Source organism: Coprococcus sp. ART55/1 (genome assembly GCF_000210595.1).
In the GTDB taxonomy this organism is placed as follows: domain Bacteria; phylum Bacillota; class Clostridia; order Lachnospirales; family Lachnospiraceae; genus Coprococcus; species Coprococcus aceti.
Genome location: NC_021018.1, coordinates 565,991 through 566,790, shown reverse-complemented (window position 1 = coordinate 566,790; position 800 = coordinate 565,991). Strand labels below are relative to the sequence as shown.

Below are 800 nucleotides of genomic sequence, written 5' to 3'. Positions count from 1 at the left end.
AATGCAAAATAATTGAATGGAGAAAGGTTATGTCGGATAAGATAAATGTCGATACAAGGAAGCTGCACACAGATCTTGTGATTATACAGGACTGTCTGGATCAAAGCACAATTGACAGACGAAACATCCAGAATGATTATCAAGATCTTATTAAAGAATGGAAAGGCCCTGCAGCAGACTCATTTAATACAAAATTTGAGAACAGCGATAGTAAAGTAAAATCCATGTATGAGGATCTTCAAAAGAAAGTGGACTCATTGCTTGATGTATGCAATACGTTTGAGACTTGTGAAAAAAATGTAATTGCTCTGATTGGCTAGGGTGCTTAATAACGGAGGGAAAGTATGTATGTTGAGACGGTGAAAGTACCGATAAATAAACTGGAAACATTTCATGATACCTTGATCAAGGGGGCAACAGATCTGGGAAATCAGTATGATACGATCATATCAACCTGTGGCAAGATACAGGAATATTGGGAGAGTGAAGGCTGGGCAGATATTTATTCTGATCTTGTATCGAAGATGGATACTATGCAGGCATTTATGGAGGATATGTATTCGTATGGTGATACATTGGGTGAGGTTATAGGAAACTACATCACTGCTGAAGTTGTGAATGGTGATATGACCTCATCGTTACCAGATAACATAATTCGCTGAAGGGATGTAAGCACATGGAAAAAAAGATTAGTGATTTGGACTATTCAGAAATAGCAGCGGCTATAAATGGCTACTTGAATTCAGAAGCAAGTATAAAGCAGTATGTTTTATCTGATTTGGGAAGTGAAGTCGAGACTA

At 37.6% G+C, this 800-nt stretch carries 2 protein-coding genes; both read left to right on the top strand.

The features are described 5' to 3' along the window. On the top strand, window positions 1-320 hold a 320-nt coding region (locus tag CCU_RS02760), incomplete at its 5' end, for a WXG100 family type VII secretion target (RefSeq protein WP_208895932.1). A 24-nt stretch (window positions 321-344) separates the two neighbouring features. Further along, window positions 345-662 (top strand): hypothetical protein, encoded by a 318-nt coding sequence (locus tag CCU_RS02755; RefSeq protein ID WP_015533473.1) that lies wholly within the window; start codon window positions 345-347, stop codon window positions 660-662. The last annotated feature ends 138 nt before the right edge of the window (window positions 663-800 follow it).

Coding starts and splice junctions, on each gene's coding strand:
- CCU_RS02755 (WP_015533473.1), top strand. CDS start 345: ATGTATGTTGAGACGGTGAAAGTACCGATAAATAAACTGGAAACATTT.